This is a genomic window from Spongiimicrobium sp. 3-5 (assembly GCF_046557915.1).
Lineage (GTDB): Bacteria > Bacteroidota > Bacteroidia > Flavobacteriales > Flavobacteriaceae > JBHEBG01.
The window spans coordinates 161,079-179,664 of sequence record NZ_JBHEBG010000004.1 but is presented as its reverse complement, the minus strand read 5'-3'; the positions used below and the strand labels follow the sequence as shown (position 1 = coordinate 179,664).

The following is an 18,586-nucleotide window of genomic DNA, read 5'->3' as shown; positions in this document are numbered from 1 at the left end:
ATTATTTTAGGTGTGCTATATTACGAGCCTTTCTGCGCTTTTTTGCCGTAAAAATATCAATGGTTACCCCTACAGTAATCCCCCCTAAGACAGTGGCGGCAAGATCTCCGTTATCCCAGGCATTATTGTCGCGCTGATCAATGGCTTCCTTTGCCAAACCGGCCAAAAGACTTGCACCAACAGAACCGGCGAAAGTCCAACCCCTATTTCCATCAGAAAGTTCGTGTGCGACCAAGGCTCCAAGAGCCCCACTCAACGCACCGGCACCAAAGTGAAGAACTTTGTCGCTTTCCAATTGGGCCTTAGCACTATGGGTACCCACCATTAAAAACAGAACCAAAATTATTTTTTTCATAATCGTGGCTCAATTTAGGAAAAGAAATGGTTAAATACCAAAGTAAGACCACTTCCATAAATTAACGGCAATACATCGAAAAAAACCGTACTTTAAACTCCAAAAAGCCATCGGAAGTATATAGATGACTTAAATCAAATCCTATGAAAACAAAACACTTTATAGTACTGGGTTTTATAGCTCTTTGGTGTTGCAAAAGAACCGTTAAAGAACCCGAAAGGCAAATTGGTAATGGCACTCCGGAAACTGTCCAGAGTAGATATGTGCAAGATAATATGCTGATTTCTAATGAACTACCAGAAATTACCATTAAAGTGCACGAAACATTTGAGTATATAGGAAATTTCGATTTTGAAATTGTGGCAAACTCGGATGAATATGAGAAGGATATACAAGGAAAGCCCATCGCCTCTGGAGAACGATTTGTATTTGCGGTGAACGAAGACAGTGTAATAGAAAAATTGTTTATCGTTCAGTTTGAAGGTTTTTTACCCAGCGTGGATTTTACATATAACTATAATTTTGATAAGGCAGAAACCATAGGAAAAAACAAGTACCGGCAGAACACTTGGTATTATGACAGTAAAAAGTTGGCCGAGGAAAACCCTGCCAATGAGGGGGCTCTGACCCGATCCTTTCTTAAGAAAAAAGGTTATATGGTTGAGGATGAATACATGATGTCCAGGTTTGTGGGGCTTGCTAGTCCCGACCGAAAATACGAGATTATAATTTATTATCTGGAAATGTTGAGAAAAACCACGGGTCATTCTCTAAACGCGTGGGAAAACAAACTATCTGCCAATCAAAAGAAGACCATAGATAGTGCCTTGGTTTCACGTTCCAGAAAAAGTTTTTCCATAGAAAAAGGGTAACTATATACCCGTCTGTTTGTATCTTAGCTTTACAAACACAATAGAGATAAAACGACCTATGAAATCAATAATGTACTTTTTTATGTTTACGATATTATTTTCTGCCAACGCCCAACAGTCCAAGGAAAATGTACTGCCCTACCATTCCATTCCGGACTATCCGGCAGACTACACCCCCGGGAATGTGGTTTCTAGGCTTATAGACGGACTCGGATATCGCTATTATTGGGTTACGGAAGGGCTTAGAGAGGAAGATTTGCAGTTTGCACCCTCTGAAGAAGTGCGTACTACTTTTGAAACCTTGCAGCATATCTATAGCTTGTCGGAAACTATTGTAAATGCTCCTCAAAGTATTCCAAACATCCGTCCACAAGATATTTCCGGTATGTCTTTTGAAGAGTTAAGGGCAGGTACTTTAAACAATATTAAGAAAGCCAGCGAATTGTTTTTGGGAAAAACAAGTGCGGAAATCGATAATATGAAAGTAATCTTTCAGGGTAAGGAAAGGGTAAGTGAATATCCTTTTTGGAATATGATCAATGGGCCCATTGCAGATGCCATATATCATGCAGGACAGGTTGTATCTTTCCGAAGGTCGTCTGGCAATCCCCTACATCCGGGAGTAAGTGTTTTTAGGGGAAAAACAAGGGAGCAAGAAGATTAATCGCAATTGAAAGAAAATGCAGGATCATTTTAGCCTTAGTGATGAGGAATTTGAAACCCAGTTTGCAAACCGCACGCTAAACCCCAAGTTCTTTAGTCATGAAGCACATTTGAGACTCGCATGGATACATATCAAGAAGTATGGGTTAGAAACTTCAATAACGCATTTGTGTACCCAAATACCTGCGTATGCCGAGAGCCTTGGCGCCGGGGATAAATTCAACAAAACGGTTACAGTGGCGGCCACAAAGGCGGTTTATCATTTTATGCAAAAGACAAATGCAGGGAATTTTAGTGATTTTATCGTTCAATTTCCTCGTCTGCAATACAACTTTAAAGAACTTATGGATGCGCATTATGGGATCAACATATTTGCCCTAGAACAAGCAAAACATATGTTTTTAGAACCCGATCGGCTGCCGTTTGATTGATTTATGGTCCTCGATTGCCCACGCATAACTATTGTACCACTACCCTACTGCTTACAAATTTTCTTAATTTTCAACTAAAATTACATCTACATATCGATAATTATCGATGTTTAATTATCTTTGTGATATGGATATTATAAAAATCAACAAAGCGCTTTCTAACCAAACACGCCTCAATATATTTGGATGGCTTAAGGATCCGGACAAGCACTTTCCTCCCCATAAGGAGTTGGGTCATTTTGATTTTGGTGTGTGCGTACTTTATATTCAAGAAAAGGCGCAACTTTCGCAATCCACAATATCCCATTACCTGTCCCTAATGCAACAAGCAGAGTTGGTTATTCCAACAAGAATAGGCAAATGGACCTATTACAAACGCAATGAGGACACTGTAAAGAAATATGCCAAGTTAATCCTGGAAAAAATATGAAGGCTTTTATATTGATACATCTATAAATCTAGAATTATCGAATTGAAAATAAAAATTTAGAAGATACTATAATAAAAAATTATGAAAATACTTATCATTGGAGGTACCGGTACAATCGGCAAAAAAGTAGTTGCCCATTTCTCAGAACAACATGAGGTACTCGTTGCCGGCAGAACAACCGATCTTAACGTTGATATTGCTGCATCGGATTCTATCGAAGAACTTTTTAAAAAAGTAGGCGCTGTAGATGCCATTATCTGTGCTGCCGGAGATGCAAAGTGGGCCAAATTTCAGCATTTGTCCGAATCCGATTTCTTTATAGGGCTCCGCAGTAAATTAATGGGGCAGGTAAACCTGGTAAGGATTGGCAGACAGTATCTTAGCCCAGGAGGTTCTATAACGCTCACAACAGGAATACTGGCAGATGACCCTGTAGCTCTCACCACAAGTGCAGCCATGGTAAATGGTGCTATCCACAGTTTTGTTAAGGCGGTACAATTGGAAATTGAAAACGGAATTAGGATAAACGTGGTCTCAAGCGGTATGGTAGAAGATGCTGCGGAAAAGTATGGTACTTACTTCCCAGGGCACAATCCCATACCCATGGACAAAGTAGTAAACGGATACGTAAGAAGTGTATTGGGAAAAGGGAGTGGAGAAGTAATCCGGATATACGATTAACCCAATATAAACCTATTTTAATGTACAATAAAAGTTATTGACCAAGATTAGTCGTCTGTACGGACGAATGCTTTTTCAAAAACATCATCGCAACAACTGCTATTGCTTAAAATTAGGGAGTCGTTTGCACCAGACAACCGGTACAACACCACCTCTTGCCCATACTTAAGGGTATCGGCAGAAAAGTAAAACGGGTACATTTCGTTATCTACACCGTTAACGTAAATTTTAACGTCCTTGTCCACAAAGTTATAGGTTACCGACATGTTCATGGATTGTGGGGTTACATTATATGTTTCTCCCTTTTCTTTTCCTTTTGTATAGACCCAGTCCCATTTTCCTTGTATCAACTCCATATCTGATTGGTTTTGAGCAGGAATACCAAAGCCTAGGGTTAGTGCTAAAAAGCCCAATAGCGATACATAGTAAAAACGGCAAAAAGGTGTTTTGAGGTTTTTCTCTTTCATAAGGATTGGTTTAAAACATTGTTAACCGCAAACACTTATGTATCAGCGATTTGATTAAAAGAAAGATATAAATTTTTAATGAAAATTAAGCTGGTAGTACGTTAAACCTATGTGAACGCCATTGGGAAGAGTGTTAAAAAAGTATCAAAGATATTCTGATAGCCATTGTCCACGGTTAGTCAAATTGAGTTTCTTTTATCCGGTTAATAACAGCAAAACTATTTGGGGCCAAACCGAAAGAAAATTTGCAGCCCTGTAATAATCTGTAATTTGAGCCACTAAATAAAAAAACAATCGTGAGTACCGATTTTTATACCAAGTCTATTTTACCGTATGCGGCAATAATCATTAAAATATGCCGGGCTTATACCAGCACCCAGCAAGATTATGAAGACTATTATCAGGAAGTTTGCCTTCAAATATGGCGTAGCAGCGGAAAATTTAAAGGACAATCCGCGTGGTCTACATGGATTTATAGGGTCTCATTGAACGTATGTCTCACCTTATTGAAAAAAAAGAAAAACAATGTTCAACATACCCCTTCCGATGCTGTACCCTTAGAAGCTTTGGAAGAGAGTAAGGCATTTACTGACGAATCACTCAATCAATTGTATGCTGCAATTAGGCTGTTATCCGAGGTAGACCGTGCAGTTATCTTGCTTTACTTAGAAGAAAAGAGTTATAAAGAAATAGCGGAGATAATGGGTACAAACCCAAATAGTATTGGGGTCAGGATCAATAGAATAAAGGATCGATTGCGAAAAAAACTCACTTAAAACATATGCAAATGGAGAAATCATTGGAGATAATTTGGAAAGAAGGTTTTTTAAAACACGATGCCCTAATAGCACCAAGAATAAACAACCTGTACCAGCAAAAATCGAGACATATTTTAGACAAGTTTAAAAAAATGTTCAAAATAAACCTCGTTGCCATAGTAGTAGGATCTTTTGTTGTATTGTTGGCATCCTTCTTTTTTGGTATTCCGGTTACGGGAATACTGCTTTTTTTAATATTGAATACGATAGTCGCAGTGAACAGAAAGCTTCTTAAAGGGTTGCTCAAAATTGATAAAAGTGACAACAGCTATAATTACCTAAAGTCTTTTAGTGATTGGATGCAACAACAACTTTTGGTAAACGCCCAAATGGCCAGCTTTTACTACCCTTTAATCTTCTTGGCCATTTTATTGGGGTTTTGGTTTTTTAATATGGATGGTACGCCCATGGGAGAAGCTTTGGTACAAAAATTTATTATGCACTATCCGGATAGTTATTTAATTTTCGGTATTCCTGTAATTGGGATAATAGGCGTAGTGTTAATCATGATTCTGCTGGCCTTTTTTGGTAGAAAAATCTATAAATGGGATGTAAATCTGATTTATGGCCGAGTTTTCAAAAAATTGAATGAACTCCTTGCTGATATGGAAGAGTTAAGGGCGTAAAAAAGTGTTTGCATTTTTACGGATTTTACTCACATAGGACTGATTATGCTTCGCACTACCGGCGTTCCATTCTAAATTTTAGAGGTGTTAAAACCATTCGTTTTTTAAAAACACGGTTAAAAGCTGCTTCCGATCTATACCCTACTTCCAGAGCAATTTCACCCACAGGCTTAGCACTTTGTAACAAGAGCTCCCTAGCACATAACATCCGCCACTGGGTAACGTAGTTCAGCGGAGTATCCCCTATTAGGCTTTTAAAACGGTTACAAAAACTGGTCCGAGACATTCCCGCAATCTGGGCCAAACCCTGTAATTTCCACTCAAACGCCGGGTTTAAATGTATTGCTGTTAGCGCCTTGGCCATGCGCGGATCCAACAAGGCCGCTAAAAAGCCTTGTTGCCGTTTTTGTTGCAACATATGGGCGCGCAATACATGCATAAAAAGAATTTCTCCCAATTTATTAACTATCACATGACTTCCTACCTGGCCCGCGGCAGATTCGTGTTTTATTAATTCAACAATCTGGGCGAGCCATTGATAGTCCTTTTTTTCGGTCTTGGTAATATGTATCAAGTTTGGCAGTTCACTAATAACCGGATGATCAAAGGATCTATCAAACTCAAAATGTCCACAGACCAAAGTCGTATGTAGTTGGGTTCCCTGAAACAAAGACTCCCCTTGCTGTATGGCCGTGAGTACCTCTTGCCCAGACGCCCGTTTGCTGGTTTTAGCATCTGCCAACCAATGATGGGAACCTAAAGGAAAAACCACAATATCGCCTTCAAAAAGCTCAATAAACTCTTCTTGAAAATGTAAGAGGCATTTTCCATGAGCAACCAAATGGAACTGTGAAAATGGTCCTTTAGGCACTTCCATACCCCAAGGGGCAGGGAAATCCGATTTAAAATACACAGCACTGGAAAGTTTTATTTTCTCCAACACTTTACTCAATACGTCCATTTGCTTTTTTGTACGATTAAGCAAATATAATGGATTAAATATAATCAATGATACAAGTTCTACGTTTAGATTTGCTTTATTAATATCTAAATCCATAAACAATGAAAAACGTATTTCTTTCTTTTAGCTTTATTTTTCTCTTTAGTATTGCCGCCAGAACGCAATCCGTGAGTACTGATGAAAACCAACTGGCGCTAAGAGGTTATGACGTGGTAAACTATTTTACCACCAATACTGCAGCGAGGGGCAGTGTGGAATTTTCTGCAGAACACAAGGGAGCAACCTACTATTTTTCCAGTGCCAAAAACAGGGCTTCCTTTATGGCCAACCCCACTGCATATCTTCCGAAGTATGGTGGTTATTGTGCCTTTGCGGTGGCTAAAATGAACAAAAAAGTACCGGTAGACCCCGAAACCTTTAGAATAGATAACGGTAAGCTTTATCTTTTCTTCAATGACTATTATGAAGGCAAGCCCTTTAATACCATTATCCCGTGGTTAGGTAATGAGGGCGAGATGGAAAAATTGGCCAATGCAAATTGGAAGACTCTCAAAACCATCAAGTAGTTCTAGTAGCGGCCAACATATATCTGTTGGCCGTTCTTTATTCCCTACTTCTGTTCTTGCCAAATGTAAAATTTTTGTTTTTTTCAGTTATTAAAGGCATCTTTATAAGCGTATTTTGAACATTTTAATTTTATCGATCTGCGTTATGAAAAAAACAATAACTATTTGTTGCCTGTTGGTAGCTTTTTCCTCCAAAGCCCAAAATACCACCGAAACTGAGGTAAAAGGTGTAGTAGAGGCTTTTTTTAATGCTTTTCACCAAGGGGATACCATTAAATTAAAGCAGACCATGGGTGACAACGTTACTTTTCAGACGGCCTTTAGAAATAAAGAAGGGCAGGATATCTTAAAGCAGGACGATGTGGCAGGTTTTATAAAAGTGATAGGAAGCAAACGCCCGGTACTGGAGAAATGGGAGGAAAGAATTAGCTCCTATAATGTTCAGGTAGATGGCAATATGGCCAATGCCTGGACTACCTATGAGTTTTGGCTTGATGGAAAGTTTAGCCATTGTGGCGTAAATTCATTTCAGTTGTTTCATGATAATGGTATCTGGAAGATTATCTACCTAATAGATACGAGAAGAAGAGCAGGTTGTACATCGTACAAAGGATAAACCCGCATATCCGATCAGTTCTCTTGGTGACCCCATTTAAGCGTACATTAACACCGTATTTGGGAATGCCATTCGTACAGGAATATTGGCAGAATGCACGGATTGCACTTCATATCACACACATTCGTTAGCTTTTTATCCCTTCTTGTGTAAATTCGTTACCTTTAAGCTGCACCAAGTTTAATACTTTATTCCCCCACGCTGTAGCCATACATGTGCCTTAGGTACATCAATTAACACGAGAATGAAGTATCAATACGCCCTTTTATTGTCACTTTTAATTTGTTACACCCTATTTTTATATAGTTGTCTATGCGAATGGGAAAAACCTATGTCTATATTGACCATGGTTGCACTTTCCTGTAGTAAACCCTTATTGTGGAGCAATCCGGTGATTTCCAAATTTTATGGTAAAAGGTGTATTTTTTCTTCTCCGAAAATTTTACCAAACATCCAAAAATGCCCCCCCTTTTGTTTTTGGCTAGACGCAAAATCCAATTTTTATATTAAAAACGAACACTGATTGTATAACCAGAACATTTTAAATTTTAAACCCATGAAAACAAAAACAGGTCTGCTGTTATTAGCAGTTGTATTTTTGTCCCTAATCTATTATTTTACTCCTAGTGCTTCAGAGAAGCTACCAGATCGTTCGCAGCAGGCTTCATTTAATTTTATAAAGTGCACCGTTGCCAAGTATCTGCTTAGCGATGTGGACACTACCCAACAGATTTCCCCTTTGTTCGAAAACCTGGGAGACCTACACTTTCCCATTACCATCAAAACAGAAAGGGCGCAAACTTTTTTTGATCAAGGTCTAAAGTTAACGTATGCGTTTAACCATGCGGAAGCACATCGTTCCTATCTGGAAGCTTCTCGTTTAGACCCAGGTTCTGCCATGACCTATTGGGGCCAGGCCTATGCCTTAGGTCCTAATATCAACGATCCCTTACCGGATGATGAGCGAAAGAACAAATACAATGAGGCGCTCGCCATGGCACAAGGTCTTGCATCTAAAGCAACACCAAAAGAGCAAGCACTTATACAGGCGCTGGCATCTAGATATAGTAAAGATCTAACCACGGAAGTAGAAGTACTGAACCTTGCCTATATGCACGCTATGGAAAAGGTAGTAAAGCAATTTCCCGAGGATGCCAACATCCAAACTTTGTATGCTGCCGCGGTGATGAATACAGTACCGTGGAATTATTGGGACGCCGAAGGAAACCCTTCGCCCAACATCGCGGAAGCCAAACTGGCTTTGGAGAAAGCCATGAAGCTAGACCCCAATAACCCTGGGGCACACCATTACTATATTCATATGGTAGAATTACCTAAACCAGATCTTGCCGTTCCAAGTGCGGATAAGTTAGGTAGCCTTATGCCTGCGGCCGGGCATATTGTGCATATGCCATCACACATATATATTAGGGTAGGGCGTTATAAGGATGCTGTAACAGCCAATCAGGCCGCAATTTTGGCAGATGAGGACTATATCTCGCAATGTTATTCGCAAGGACTTTACCCACTGGGATATTATCCACATAACATTCATTTTTTATGGTCGGCCGCGAGTTTATTGGGAGATAGTAAAATTGCCATAGATGCCGCCAAGAAAACAGCAGAAAAAGTACCTACTGGAGAATTGAATACATTACCCTTTTTACAAGATTTTGCAGCTACCCCCTTACTGGCCTATACGCGTTTCGGGAAATGGAATGACATCCTTACCATTCCTGCTCCAAACCCTGAAATTAAACACCTGAGCCTTATACGGCATTACGCGCGTGGCATAGCATTCATAAGGAAAAACAACGCCAAGGAGGCCATGGAGGAACTGGAAGCTATCAAAACCTTAAGGGAAGACCCGGATTTGAAAGACCTGGTAGCTGCTGCCAATAATACCTCTGTTAACATTGCCAATGTTGCTTATGAAGTAGTGGCCGGAGAATTGGCCGCCTTGCAAGGAGATCTTGCCAAAGCACAGGAACACTTGGAAAAGGCTGTGATAGCCGAGGATAACTTGGTTTACACAGAACCATCTGCCTGGCATATCCCCACAAGGCAAAACCTGGGGGCCATACTCCTAAAAGCCAACAAGTTTGAAGAAGCGGAAAAGGTTTATAAAGAAGATTTAAAGGTATTAAGACAAAATGGATGGTCGCTAATGGGGCTTCATAAAAGCCTTAAAGAGCAAGGCAAAACGGAAGAGGCAGCAGCCATTAAGCAAGAATATGACACGGCCTGGAAACACGCCGACATAACTTTGGACAATTCGGTCTTATAAACTTTATTAATATCCAGCATACATGGGTTTGTTGAAAAAAATGCCAGTTCCCTTGGAACTGATTTTGTTCCTTTCGCTGATAGCGGCAGTAATATTGCACAAGGTGATTACAGCAAAGGATGAACTTCCCATATATAATCCTTCGGACCTAAATCCCCAATTGGTGGACCGTAGCAAGCAGGGAGAAAGTACCGGACATACGGTGGCAGATTTTCAACTGGTAAATCAAAACGGAAAGGTTATAACCCAAGCGGATTATTCCGGGAAAATTTATGTTGCCGATTTCTTTTTTACTCGCTGTCCAACTATATGCCCTATCATGACCAGTAACATGGCCAAATTACAAGAGCAATTTAAGGGCAATGATATGATTAGGTTATTATCCCTCTCCGTAACTCCCGAAATGGATAGCGTGGCCGTTTTAAGAAACTATGCGGACAGGCACGGCGCCTTGGATGGCATATGGAACATTACTACGGGCGATAAGAAACATATATATGATTTAGCCAGAAAAAGTTACTTTGCGGTTGTTGATGAAGGAGACGGAGGGCTTCAAGATTTCATCCATACTCCAAATTTTGTTTTGGTAGATAAAGAAAAACGCATCAGGGGTATCTACGATGGCACCAAAGAAGAAGAAATTAAGCGGTTAATTGTTGATATAAAGCGCTTATTGAACTAAAATTAATACGAAAATAGGTGAAGACAAGCTTGCTTTTACTCCTAACCTTGGCAGTCTTATCTTGCAGAGACCAAAAAAAGGCAATTGCGGCACCTGAGGCTATGCCAAAACAACATCCGTACCCCTTGTTAAAGGAAGGTAGTTTGGAAGCATTGGACAATTCGTTTTGGTCTATAATCCCAAAGGAAGCCAAAATAGAAATTCTTGCCGAAGGACACCAATGGACCGAGGGACCATTATGGTTGGCCTCCAAAAATATGTTACTCTATTCCGATATTCCCAAAAACGCGGTGTTCAGTTGGACAGAGGAAGAAGGTTCAAATCTTTACCTGAGGCCATCGGGATATCTGGGAAAGGATTTTGAAGGTTCGGAACCTGGGTCCAATGGATTGTTGTTGGATAAGAAAGGTAATTTAGTACTTTGTCAGCATGGGGAACGGCGGATAGTTAAAATGGAAGGTTTTATTGACGATCCCCAACCCATTTTCACCCCAATAGCCACAAGATATGGAGCAGCCAGATTTAACAGTCCTAACGACGCTGTATACAAGAGCAATGGTGATCTCTATTTTACAGATCCCCCTTATGGGCTGCCAGCATTGATGGAAACTGTGGAAAAAGAGTTGCCTTACCAGGGAGTGTTCAAAGTTACCAAGTCTGGAGTTGTTGAATTATTGACCAATGAGCTGACCCGACCTAATGGTATTGCCTTTTCACCCGATGAGAAAAAAATGTATCTCTCCAATTCCGATCCGGAATATGCGATTTGGAAAGTGTACGACGTAGACCAAGATGGGCTTCTTAAAAATGGCAAAATTTTCTTTGATGCAACCAGTATGGTACCACATGAAAAGGGATTACCCGATGGATTAAAGGTTGATGATGAAGGCAATCTATTTGCTACCGGACCAGGTGGTGTTTTTTTGTTTTCCCCAGAGGGAAAATTATTAGGTAAAATCCGAACCGGGCAAGCAACCTCTAATTGTAGTTTTAATCAGGACAAATCTACTTTATATATTACAGCGGATAGTTATGTACTTAGAATAGAACTCTCCGGAACGTAGCATATTAATTCTTTAAATTGGAAAGACGCGAAACATTAGCTGGGCATTTTACTAAAAACCGTATTTTCAAACAGCCGCTGTTATAGGCTGGTCGCCTCCTTTTTGGCAGTTTCAAACTCTTCTACCATATCGCTCACTATTTTTGCTGCAGGTTTTATATCGTGGATTAAAGCAGCGACCTGGCCTATTTCCAATTCGCCTTCTTCCATATCGCCTTCAAACATGCCTCTTTTGGCTCTGGCCCGTCCCAAAAGTTCTGTCAATTGATCTTTGGAAGCACCCTCGGCATACGCCTGCATAACGTCTTCAAAAAATTTATTTTTTAATAGTCTGACTGGTGTTAGCTCTTTTAGGGTAAGTTGCGTGTCTCCCTCTCCTGCGTCAACTACCATTTGTTTAAAAAGTTCATGTGAAGATGCCTCATAACTGGCAACAAACCTACTACCTACCTGCACGCCATCTGCACCCAATATCATTGCCGCCAACATTGATCTACCGCTGGCTATACCCCCAGCTGCTATCAGCGGAATGCTTATCTTTTCCTTAACGGCTGGAATTAAAGCCATTGTGGTAGTTTCTTCGCGTCCATTATGCCCTCCGGCTTCGAAACCTTCAGCGACTACAGCATCCACACCGGCATCCTGCGCCTTCATTGCAAATTTTACACTACTGACCACATGAACCACCGATATCCCATTTTCTTTAAGGTAAGGCGTCCAAATTTTGGGATTGCCTGCTGAAGTAAATACAATCTTTACCTCTTGCTGCACCAAGATCTCCATTATTTCTTCAAGATTTGGATAGAGCATAGGAACATTTACGGCAAATGGTTTGTTGCAAGCTTGCTTGCATTTTTGGATATGCTCTCGTAGCACATCAGGATACATAGAGCCTGCCCCAATAATACCCAAACCTCCCGCATTTGATACCGCAGAGGCCAAGCGCCATCCACTGGCCCAAACCATTCCGGCCTGTATTATTGGATACTGAATGTTAAAAAGATGGGTAATTCTATTCTGCATGGAAGTAGGCACATTTGGCTTTATTACGGTAAACTTAAGGGAATTTTGGTAATAACCCCAAGCGTTTTCTACACTTTTTGCAGATAAAAAATGGTCGGTTGCTAGGGTCGAAAAAGCGTTTTTTTAAGAAATTACTCCAGACCCCACCAATTCGTCACCAATATACCAAGCAACGAACTGTCCTTCCGTAATGGCGGTTTGTTTATCTACAAAATCCACATAAAGTCCCCCATCAATTTTAAACAAGGTTGCTTCCTGCAAGGGTTGCCTATATCTTATGCGGGCCATAACCTTCATAGAACCATCTATTTCCAAGACCAAATCTTGGCGCACCCAATGCAATTCTTCGTTGCTTACAAACAAGGTCCTGCGGTACAGTCCGGGGTGTTCTTTGCCCTGACCTGTATAAATTACATTTTGGTCTACATCGGTTTCTATTACGAACAGGGGTTCCTTTGTACCGCCAACTGCCAAGCCCTTCCGTTGTCCTTTTGTAAAGTAGTGGGCTCCTTGGTGCTCCCCCACTATGTTCCCATCTTTAACCTCATAAACAGGTTTCTCGGCAAAATAGGCAAGTTCCTCGGTTTTTGTTGTAAATGTGGGCACCGATGTTTGGTACTGATCCGCATCAATAGGTACCTCAACGATAATCCCTTTTTTAGGTTTTAGCTTTTGTTGTAAAAAATCGGGTAAGCGAACTTTTCCTATAAAACAAAGGCCTTGAGAATCTTTCTTTTCGGCAGTAATCAAACCATTTTCAGCGGCTATTTGACGTACTTGTGGTTTGGTAAGTTCGCCTATGGGAAACAACGTTTTTGAGAGTTGCTCTTGGGACAACTGACAAAGAAAATAAGACTGGTCTTTATTTCCATCTACTCCCGCCAACAACTGGTATGTTTCTGTACCATCTGCATTGTTAAGGGTACCTTTGCGGCAATAATGACCTGTAGCAACAAAATCTGCTCCCAGCTGAAGGGCAATCTTCAAAAAAACATCGAATTTTATTTCCCGGTTGCATAAAACATCCGGATTTGGCGTACGTCCTCTTTCATATTCGTTGAACATATAGTCAACGATACGATCCTTGTATTCTTCACTCAAGTCTATCGTCTGAAAAGGGATTCCCAATTTTTCTGCAACAATAAGCGCGTCGTTACTATCTTCTACCCAAGGACATTCTTCCGAAATAAGAACGGACTCATCATGCCAGTTTTTCATAAACAAAGCAATTACCTCATAACCCTGTTGTTTTAAAAGGTAAGCCGTAACACTAGAATCAACTCCACCGGAAAGTCCGACTACTACTTTTTTCATCATTCAAATTTCGATTGCAAAAATACAAAAATTAGGGAGCAGAAAATAATTGCAGAAAGGGCCATTTTTTTTGATTTTGAAAGTCGTACAAATCGAAATTACGTTCCCAATACATGTTTTAGCATCTGAAAGAGTGTTTTATTTTATAATAGTTTTGTTAAACTTTTACTAATAATTATTAAACAAAAGCAACCATTTCTATTTTTGTCATCATAGAAAAGTATAATTTATATATAATACATATAACATTCAATGTAAAACTGAATCTAAAAAAGTGTTTACTATTAAAAATTTTTAATTAAACAATTAATGTAATTTTAAAACCTCTTAAAAATGAAAACATTCTCCAAAATTCTCCAATTTTCAGCGCTGGCTCTTTTACTTGCATTTACCGCTTCCTGCTCTGACGACGACGATGGTGCCAACCCCATCCCCACACCTGCCACGAATATTGTGGACCTTGCTTTGGCAACGGATGACTTAAGTAGCTTGGTTGCCGCACTACAGCGTGCAGATCTGGTTGGTGCCTTAGAGGCAGACGGACCTTTTACCGTTTTTGCACCTACGAATGCTGCTTTTACGGCTTTTCTAAGCGATAATAATTTTGCCTCTTTGGAAGACGTTCCTGTAGATGTCCTTACACAGGTACTACTAAACCATGTTGTTAACGGCGAAAATGTATCTACCGCCTTAAGCACGGGATATATCTCTTCGCTATCCACGGCAGGCCCTGAAGATAGTAACCTAAGCTTGTTCATTGATACTTCCGATGGTGTGTCCATCAACGGGGTTTCTGATGTTGCCACCCCAGACATTGATGCATCTAACGGCGTAATACACATTGTGAACGGGGTGATAGGACTACCCAATATTGTAGATCATGCACTGGCCAATGGCGATCTATCAGAATTGGTGGGTGCCCTTACAACCGGTGGCGATACCACTTTTACCGATCTGCTTTCGGGTACAACAACCGATTTCACCGTTTTTGCGCCAGTCAATGCCGCATTTACAGCATTTACCAATCCTAATGGCAATGCGCTGGCCAACATATTATCTAACCACGTAATCGTGGGGGCGGCAGCTTTTTCAACAGCATTGTCCAACTCCTATCAGACAACGGCCGCAACAAATGCAGATGGGGATAACTTAAGTTTATATATAAATACGGATAGTGGTGTTACCCTTAACGGAACAAGTACTGTGGCCGCGGCAGATATTGTTGCCACCAACGGAGTAATACATGCTGTGGATGCCGTTATAGATATCCCAACCGTAGTTTCTTTTGCAGCTGCGGACCCTAATTTTTCTACGCTATTGAGTGCCTTAACAGATTTAACCCCCGGCACCGATTTTGGTGCAATTCTCTCTAGAACGGAAACAGGGAATGCAGATAACTTAGATCCCGACTTTACCGTTTTTGCCCCTACCAATGATGCCTTTGCAGCCTTGGCGGCAATTCCTGAGGAAGCGGTTTTGACCCAGGTATTACTGCACCATGTTTTGGCCGGAGCCAATGTACGCTCTGGTGATTTAACAGACGGCATTTCCCCCGCTACTTTGGAAGGAGATAACATAATTATTAATCTCCCCGGTACAGGCGACAATATTGCCGATGTAACTGATGGTGCCGGAAATACCGGTATTGGAATTATAGCTGTAGACGTACAAGCAGGGAATGGTGTTATCCATGTACTGAACTCTGTACTCCTACCCGATACAATGAATTAAGAGGTTTGGTCAATATCTCACGTTGAAGGAGAAGGGCTTCCCGCTAGGGAGGTCCTTCTTTGTTATAACACACAATAAACCAATTCTAATCGGTAATTTTTAGCCCCCACTAGTAGGTCAGAACAAAAAGTTTCAAAAAAAACTGGCAAGCGCTAAAACTACTAACATTTAGATGTTATCCCAGAGAGCTAATCTTGCAATATTGGACTACTTTTAGTGTACTCCAACAAAGCAGACATCACAAAGGAAACGGTTAGCATACAAAAATCACTGCTTTGCAACTATTCTTTTTATTACTACCTATTATGTGGCATCTTTGAAATCCCAAATCTTACCAAACTAAAATCACCTATTGCTAAAAGCTCCCGAGAAATCCTCGGGAGCTTTTTATTTTCCATAGCAAAAATTACAACGTATCATAAAAGCGTTGTACTAGTCTTCCAAAATATTGATTACTTCATAACCATCTTCCATTGACCTATATAAAGCATTGTTCAATTCGTAGGTAGGAATGCCATCGAAGTCTATTTCTTCCGCATCTTGGGGAAGTTCTTTTATGATGGCCCCTATGGGAGGGTCCACGACTTCGTATTCATCATTGATCTGCTTATAAAAGGTACCCTCGGCGTAAGCGTAGGCAATACCCCTCACCATAAGCCTTGTAAACATTCCGGGAACAACCCTTACGCGGAAACCACGAGGCGGAAAAGCTCTTTCGTACAATCCGTTTCTAGGAATAAAATACATGCCTCGTATTGGGTAATAAGCGACTTTCCTAAAAACTACCGCACCCGTATTGGCAGGCAATCGTCTAAGGGTTCTTCGTCTTACTCTACGTTTTTTTCTTCGAATCTTACGCTTGTCCTTATTGCTGACATGTATGACCTTAACACCTCTTCTGTATACCACTTGGGCATCTGCTGGCAAGCTTGGCAAAAGGAATAGGAATAGAAAAAGGAAAATCAAATATTTAAAATGTCTCATGGTAGTGGTTTAGTAAATTACTACCCCTAAGACATTTTTATGAGGAAAAGGTTTAATCCCCAAATTTTATATTAATGTATAGTCATAGAATTGCTACCAGAGAGAGCCACCAAAAGAATGACCCCATTATCTTTTGCCAGCCTTTTTTTGCTCTTCTGCCTGCTCCATCATCTGTCGCATTTTCTTTTGAAACTTGTTTTCCTTTTTAGGTTTCTTTTTATTCTCCTGAATCTGCGCATGTATTTTATCTTCATCCAGAATAAATTTCTTTATGGCCAGCATAATGAAAATTGTAATTAGGTTGGAAACAAAATAATACAAACTAAGACCACTGGCATAGTTGTTAAAGAAGAACAACATTAATAGTGGAGATAGGTACATAATGAATTTCATGTTTGGCATTCCCGGCTGCGTTTGCATATTCTGTCCGGTAGTCATCATCATATAGAAAAAGATGGCGACAGAGGCCAATATGGGAAACAAACTTACGTGATCACCATAAAAAGGTATACTGAAGGGCAAATTGAAAATGGTATCATAAGAGGATAGATCCTCTGCCCAAAGAAAAGACTTTTGTCTTAAGGCAAAAGAGGTAGGGAAAAACATGAACAACGCGTAGAAAATGGGCAACTGCAATACAGCGGGTATACATCCGCTCATTGGACTTACCCCTGCCTTGTTATAGAGCTTCATGGTCTCTTGTTGCTTTTTCATGGCATTGTCCTTATACTTCTCACCAAGTTCCGTAATCTCTGGCTTTAGAACCTTCATTTTTGCCTGCGAGAGGTATGACTTGTAGGTAACTGGCGACATGGCCAAACGCACCAATATCGTCATTACAACAATAGCGATCCCAAAAGGAAGAAAGGAACTTAAAAAAGTGTAAAAGGGTGTAAAAATATATCGGTTGATCCATCCAAAGATTCCCCAACCGTATGGGATAGAATCTGCAAGGCCCATTTCTTTGTACTCGGACAATACCTTAATATCCGTTGGCCCATAGTACCAATGCATATTATAGGACAATTCTCCACCGTTGATTTCCAAAGGAGCAACAGAACTGTATTCCTTGGTAAAGCCAGCGGCCTTATCTTCTTCTTCCACTAGATTTTTAGATACAAGCTCTGCGGTCTTAAACGGCGTTTCGGTAGCCAATATGGAACTAAAAAAGTGTTGCCTATAAGACAACCATTTTACACCTTCCTCGTTTTCCTCATCGTCACTGGTCTCAGAGAGTTTACTTATCTTATCTTCCTCATGTTTGTACGTTAGCCGGGTATACCGATTTTCGTATTGGATACTTTTATTATGACGGATCCCTCTTAATTTCCATTCCAGATTAGTGGGAGCATTGGAATTGATTACACCATTTAGGCCCTGAGAACGCACGTTGAAATCTACGAGATACTCCTGGGGCTTCATTTCATATCGATACTCCAAGAACTGGTTTGGAGATACCTTAGCTTTCATGGAAAGCACCTGGTTTCCGTTTTCGTTGGTTAACGAGGGTTCAAAAAACAGATCTTGGGAATTAAGTACTCTATTGTCCGTAGTAGAAAAATTAAGGCCGAACGACGCGTTTCCCTCGTGTACCAAATACACCGGAACGGAATCGTAGGTAACAAAGTCTTTCATTTTTGCTTCTACGATCTGCCCACCTTTGTTACTCACTTTAAGATATAACACCTCGTTCTCCAAAACGGTTTGTCCATCGGAAGCGGCTGTATAACCAAAAGCTCCAATAGCACTTTTATAATCGGCCACCGCAGTAGAATCTTGCAGGTTTATCGGCTTTTGTTCTACTATGGGGCTTTGCTGATTTTGTTGTTCTACCGCTTTCTCTTGGGCTTCAACCTGTTCTTGCTGTGCCTTTTGTGCTTCTAGTTCTTCGGGGGTAGGCTGATTTTGATAAAACATAAAAATCAGTATTCCAAAAATCAGCACAAAGCCAATAATAGAATTTATATCTAGTTTCTTTTCTTCCATCAGGATGTGCTGGTTAATATACTATAGCGT

The 18,586-nt window shown here is 40.4% G+C and carries 20 protein-coding genes; 13 read left to right on the top strand and 7 right to left on the bottom strand.

What is annotated here, in order from left to right; translation table 11 throughout:
• Nucleotide 1: 1 nt before the first annotated feature.
• Entirely contained in the window at nucleotides 2-355 is a 354-nt protein-coding gene (locus tag ACEQ81_RS15115; RefSeq protein ID WP_411031751.1) for a hypothetical protein, read from the bottom strand.
• A gap of 143 nt (nucleotides 356-498) precedes the next feature.
• Between ACEQ81_RS15115 and ACEQ81_RS15110 the strand changes: the two genes are divergently transcribed.
• From ACEQ81_RS15110 to ACEQ81_RS15090, 5 genes are all read left to right on the top strand, one after another.
• Nucleotides 499-1,227: a hypothetical protein gene (locus ACEQ81_RS15110; protein ID WP_411031750.1), complete on the top strand. Its 729-nt coding sequence runs from the start codon at nucleotides 499-501 to the stop codon at nucleotides 1,225-1,227.
• An 82-nt stretch (nucleotides 1,228-1,309) separates the two neighbouring features.
• Nucleotides 1,310-1,891, top strand: coding sequence for a DinB family protein (locus ACEQ81_RS15105; protein ID WP_411031749.1), 582 nt, complete (start codon nucleotides 1,310-1,312; stop codon nucleotides 1,889-1,891).
• 16 nt (nucleotides 1,892-1,907) lie between these two features.
• Nucleotides 1,908-2,321, top strand: coding sequence for a hypothetical protein (locus ACEQ81_RS15100; RefSeq protein WP_411031748.1), 414 nt, complete (start codon nucleotides 1,908-1,910; stop codon nucleotides 2,319-2,321).
• Between the two features lie 127 nt (nucleotides 2,322-2,448).
• On the top strand, nucleotides 2,449-2,751 hold the full coding sequence (locus tag ACEQ81_RS15095) for an ArsR/SmtB family transcription factor (RefSeq protein WP_411031747.1): 303 nt from the start codon (nucleotides 2,449-2,451) through the stop codon (nucleotides 2,749-2,751).
• An 81-nt stretch (nucleotides 2,752-2,832) separates the two neighbouring features.
• Nucleotides 2,833-3,432, top strand: coding sequence for a short chain dehydrogenase (locus tag ACEQ81_RS15090; protein ID WP_411031746.1), 600 nt, complete (start codon nucleotides 2,833-2,835; stop codon nucleotides 3,430-3,432).
• 47 nt (nucleotides 3,433-3,479) lie between these two features.
• Here ACEQ81_RS15090 and ACEQ81_RS15085 read toward each other — a convergent pair whose 3' ends face one another.
• A complete protein-coding gene (locus ACEQ81_RS15085) occupies nucleotides 3,480-3,899 on the bottom strand; it encodes a hypothetical protein (RefSeq protein ID WP_411031745.1) in 420 nt (139 codons plus the stop codon).
• A gap of 296 nt (nucleotides 3,900-4,195) precedes the next feature.
• Between ACEQ81_RS15085 and ACEQ81_RS15080 the strand changes: the two genes are divergently transcribed.
• Both ACEQ81_RS15080 and ACEQ81_RS15075 read left to right on the top strand, forming a co-directional pair.
• The gene (locus ACEQ81_RS15080) at nucleotides 4,196-4,675 is read left to right on the top strand and encodes an RNA polymerase sigma factor (RefSeq protein WP_411031744.1); all 480 of its coding nucleotides are present in this window, start codon (nucleotides 4,196-4,198) and stop codon (nucleotides 4,673-4,675) included.
• A gap of 11 nt (nucleotides 4,676-4,686) precedes the next feature.
• The gene (locus ACEQ81_RS15075; protein WP_411031743.1) at nucleotides 4,687-5,343 is read left to right on the top strand and encodes a hypothetical protein; all 657 of its coding nucleotides are present in this window, start codon (nucleotides 4,687-4,689) and stop codon (nucleotides 5,341-5,343) included.
• Between the two features lie 55 nt (nucleotides 5,344-5,398).
• On the opposite strand, the gene ACEQ81_RS15070 is transcribed toward ACEQ81_RS15075, so the two are convergent.
• A complete protein-coding gene (locus tag ACEQ81_RS15070; RefSeq protein WP_411031742.1) occupies nucleotides 5,399-6,304 on the bottom strand; it encodes an AraC family transcriptional regulator in 906 nt (301 codons plus the stop codon).
• 101 nt (nucleotides 6,305-6,405) lie between these two features.
• Here ACEQ81_RS15070 and ACEQ81_RS15065 point away from each other — a divergent pair, with 101 nt between their 5' ends.
• From ACEQ81_RS15065 to ACEQ81_RS15045, 5 genes are all read left to right on the top strand, one after another.
• Nucleotides 6,406-6,870, top strand: a complete 465-nt coding sequence (locus ACEQ81_RS15065) for a YHS domain-containing (seleno)protein (RefSeq protein WP_411031741.1) — start codon at nucleotides 6,406-6,408, stop codon at nucleotides 6,868-6,870.
• A gap of 145 nt (nucleotides 6,871-7,015) precedes the next feature.
• Nucleotides 7,016-7,486 carry a nuclear transport factor 2 family protein gene (locus ACEQ81_RS15060; RefSeq protein ID WP_411031740.1) on the top strand — a complete coding sequence of 157 codons (471 nt, stop codon included), beginning with the start codon at nucleotides 7,016-7,018 and terminating at the stop codon, nucleotides 7,484-7,486.
• 556 nt (nucleotides 7,487-8,042) lie between these two features.
• Complete coding sequence (locus ACEQ81_RS15055; protein ID WP_411031739.1) at nucleotides 8,043-9,773, top strand: hypothetical protein; 1,731 nt, start codon at nucleotides 8,043-8,045, stop codon at nucleotides 9,771-9,773.
• A gap of 22 nt (nucleotides 9,774-9,795) precedes the next feature.
• A complete protein-coding gene (locus ACEQ81_RS15050; RefSeq protein WP_411031738.1) occupies nucleotides 9,796-10,455 on the top strand; it encodes an SCO family protein in 660 nt (219 codons plus the stop codon).
• A 17-nt stretch (nucleotides 10,456-10,472) separates the two neighbouring features.
• Complete coding sequence (locus ACEQ81_RS15045; RefSeq protein WP_411031737.1) at nucleotides 10,473-11,519, top strand: SMP-30/gluconolactonase/LRE family protein; 1,047 nt, start codon at nucleotides 10,473-10,475, stop codon at nucleotides 11,517-11,519.
• An 80-nt stretch (nucleotides 11,520-11,599) separates the two neighbouring features.
• Here the strand turns inward: ACEQ81_RS15045 and ACEQ81_RS15040 are convergent, their stop codons facing one another.
• Both ACEQ81_RS15040 and mnmA read right to left on the bottom strand, forming a co-directional pair.
• Nucleotides 11,600-12,541 (bottom strand): NAD(P)H-dependent flavin oxidoreductase, encoded by a 942-nt coding sequence (locus ACEQ81_RS15040; RefSeq protein WP_411031736.1) that lies wholly within the window; start codon nucleotides 12,539-12,541, stop codon nucleotides 11,600-11,602.
• 123 nt (nucleotides 12,542-12,664) lie between these two features.
• Nucleotides 12,665-13,855: a tRNA 2-thiouridine(34) synthase MnmA gene (gene mnmA / locus ACEQ81_RS15035; RefSeq protein ID WP_411032029.1), complete on the bottom strand. Its 1,191-nt coding sequence runs from the start codon at nucleotides 13,853-13,855 to the stop codon at nucleotides 12,665-12,667.
• A 333-nt stretch (nucleotides 13,856-14,188) separates the two neighbouring features.
• Between mnmA and ACEQ81_RS15030 the strand changes: the two genes are divergently transcribed.
• Nucleotides 14,189-15,586, top strand: coding sequence for a fasciclin domain-containing protein (locus ACEQ81_RS15030; protein ID WP_411031735.1), 1,398 nt, complete (start codon nucleotides 14,189-14,191; stop codon nucleotides 15,584-15,586).
• Between the two features lie 432 nt (nucleotides 15,587-16,018).
• Here the strand turns inward: ACEQ81_RS15030 and ACEQ81_RS15025 are convergent, their stop codons facing one another.
• Together ACEQ81_RS15025 and yidC are read right to left on the bottom strand one after the other, a co-directional pair.
• Nucleotides 16,019-16,570 (bottom strand): DUF6515 family protein, encoded by a 552-nt coding sequence (locus ACEQ81_RS15025; protein ID WP_411031734.1) that lies wholly within the window; start codon nucleotides 16,568-16,570, stop codon nucleotides 16,019-16,021.
• A 126-nt stretch (nucleotides 16,571-16,696) separates the two neighbouring features.
• Nucleotides 16,697-18,556, bottom strand: a complete 1,860-nt coding sequence (gene yidC / locus ACEQ81_RS15020; RefSeq protein ID WP_411031733.1) for a membrane protein insertase YidC — start codon at nucleotides 18,554-18,556, stop codon at nucleotides 16,697-16,699.
• Between the last annotated feature and the right edge of the window lie 30 nt (nucleotides 18,557-18,586).

Bases quoted from the DNA above. Each gene is read 5' to 3' on its own strand.
- ACEQ81_RS15115 (WP_411031751.1), bottom strand. From the start codon at position 355: ATGAAAAAAATAATTTTGGTTCTGTTTTTAATGGTGGGTACCCATAGT.
- ACEQ81_RS15110 (WP_411031750.1), top strand. From the start codon at position 499: ATGAAAACAAAACACTTTATAGTACTGGGTTTTATAGCTCTTTGGTGT.
- ACEQ81_RS15105 (WP_411031749.1), top strand. From the start codon at position 1,310: ATGTTTACGATATTATTTTCTGCCAACGCCCAACAGTCCAAGGAAAAT.
- ACEQ81_RS15100 (WP_411031748.1), top strand. From the start codon at position 1,908: ATGCAGGATCATTTTAGCCTTAGTGATGAGGAATTTGAAACCCAGTTT.
- ACEQ81_RS15095 (WP_411031747.1), top strand. From the start codon at position 2,449: ATGGATATTATAAAAATCAACAAAGCGCTTTCTAACCAAACACGCCTC.
- ACEQ81_RS15090 (WP_411031746.1), top strand. From the start codon at position 2,833: ATGAAAATACTTATCATTGGAGGTACCGGTACAATCGGCAAAAAAGTA.
- ACEQ81_RS15085 (WP_411031745.1), bottom strand. From the start codon at position 3,899: ATGAAAGAGAAAAACCTCAAAACACCTTTTTGCCGTTTTTACTATGTA.
- ACEQ81_RS15075 (WP_411031743.1), top strand. From the start codon at position 4,687: ATGGAGAAATCATTGGAGATAATTTGGAAAGAAGGTTTTTTAAAACAC.
- ACEQ81_RS15070 (WP_411031742.1), bottom strand. From the start codon at position 6,304: ATGGACGTATTGAGTAAAGTGTTGGAGAAAATAAAACTTTCCAGTGCT.
- ACEQ81_RS15065 (WP_411031741.1), top strand. From the start codon at position 6,406: ATGAAAAACGTATTTCTTTCTTTTAGCTTTATTTTTCTCTTTAGTATT.
- ACEQ81_RS15060 (WP_411031740.1), top strand. From the start codon at position 7,016: ATGAAAAAAACAATAACTATTTGTTGCCTGTTGGTAGCTTTTTCCTCC.
- ACEQ81_RS15055 (WP_411031739.1), top strand. From the start codon at position 8,043: ATGAAAACAAAAACAGGTCTGCTGTTATTAGCAGTTGTATTTTTGTCC.
- ACEQ81_RS15050 (WP_411031738.1), top strand. From the start codon at position 9,796: ATGGGTTTGTTGAAAAAAATGCCAGTTCCCTTGGAACTGATTTTGTTC.
- ACEQ81_RS15040 (WP_411031736.1), bottom strand. From the start codon at position 12,541: ATGCAGAATAGAATTACCCATCTTTTTAACATTCAGTATCCAATAATA.
- mnmA (WP_411032029.1), bottom strand. From the start codon at position 13,855: ATGAAAAAAGTAGTAGTCGGACTTTCCGGTGGAGTTGATTCTAGTGTT.
- ACEQ81_RS15030 (WP_411031735.1), top strand. From the start codon at position 14,189: ATGAAAACATTCTCCAAAATTCTCCAATTTTCAGCGCTGGCTCTTTTA.
- ACEQ81_RS15025 (WP_411031734.1), bottom strand. From the start codon at position 16,570: ATGAGACATTTTAAATATTTGATTTTCCTTTTTCTATTCCTATTCCTT.
- yidC (WP_411031733.1), bottom strand. From the start codon at position 18,556: ATGGAAGAAAAGAAACTAGATATAAATTCTATTATTGGCTTTGTGCTG.